The following is a 1,122-nucleotide window of genomic DNA, read 5'->3' on the forward strand; positions in this document are numbered from 1 at the left end:
TCAGGAATGCACCGTCTATCCCAACTGCAAGGAGTAACCAGGGATGACTGATACGACCTCCGGGAAGGGCGTTGAGCCGTCAGCAGCCTGTTGAAATTCACCGTTATCACAGCGATCACCGCTTTGGCGGTAATGATCGCGAGTCAGGAAAGCTCACTTCAGAGCGTCGGGCAGATGAATTAGCCCGATTGATTCTTCTCCGGGCGCACCTTTCCTGTCAGCGCTTTCATACCGCAGCGCCTTCGGCAGGCGTGCCAGCATGGCCAGTTGGCACTGCGCGTCGACCCGCTCCAGTCCCCCGCTGCTTAACCTGACGCAAACCAGCCGCGACCTTGAGCCAGGCCACGCGGTCTGGCGCTGATTGGCAGCCGACTGCTCATAATGCCGACTCGCTCACAGCGAGCGTTGACGCGATAGGGAATAATGCCCGGGCCGTAGTTCGCTGTAACGGCAACACCGTTACTGAACAAGGACCTGCGGATGTTTTCCCCCGCCAATGAAGCCCACTTCACCCTGGACCTGCCCGGCCTCGAGCACGACTTCCGGGTGCTGTCCTTCCGCGCTCACGAAGCCATCAGCCAGTGCTACCGCATCGAACTGCAGCTGGTCAGTGGCCAGCCGGACCTGGATCTGGAGGCCCTGCTGCAGCGCAATGCCTGGCTGGGCATTCAGCATGGCGAAGGCGAGGGGACCGGCCTGCACGGCCTGATTCACCACGCCGCCATCGGCGAGGCCGGCAAGCGCCTGACCCGCTACCGCCTGGAACTGGTACCCCACCTGCACTACCTGGGCCTGCGCCACAACCAGCGCATCTTCCAGCACCTGTCGGTACCGCAGATCATTGCCCGGGTACTCGACGACCACGGCATCCAGAGCGACGCCTTCCAATTCCAGCTGGGCAGCGAGTATCCCGAACGGGACTACTGCACCCAGTACGACGAGACCGACCTGCACTTCATCCAGCGCCTGTGCGAGGAAGAGGGCATCCACTACCACTTCCGCCACAGCCCGGACGGCCACCTGCTGGTATTCGGCGACGACCAGACGGTGTTCCCGCGACTGGCGCCCACCAGCTTTGATCAGGGCAACGGCATGGTCGCCGATGAGCCGGTGATCAAGCGC

1 protein-coding gene is annotated in these 1,122 nt (G+C 62.6%); it reads left to right on the top strand.

Going from position 1 to position 1,122, the window contains the following annotated elements; translation table 11 throughout:
* Positions 1–480: 480 nt before the first annotated feature.
* A partial coding sequence (gene tssI, locus VF673_RS14980; RefSeq protein WP_440292521.1) for a type VI secretion system tip protein TssI/VgrG occupies positions 481–1,122 on the top strand: 642 nt, incomplete at its 3' end.

It is taken from the genome of Halopseudomonas sp. Lyrl_26, assembly GCF_051948695.1.
GTDB lineage: Bacteria > Pseudomonadota > Gammaproteobacteria > Pseudomonadales > Pseudomonadaceae > Halopseudomonas > Halopseudomonas formosensis.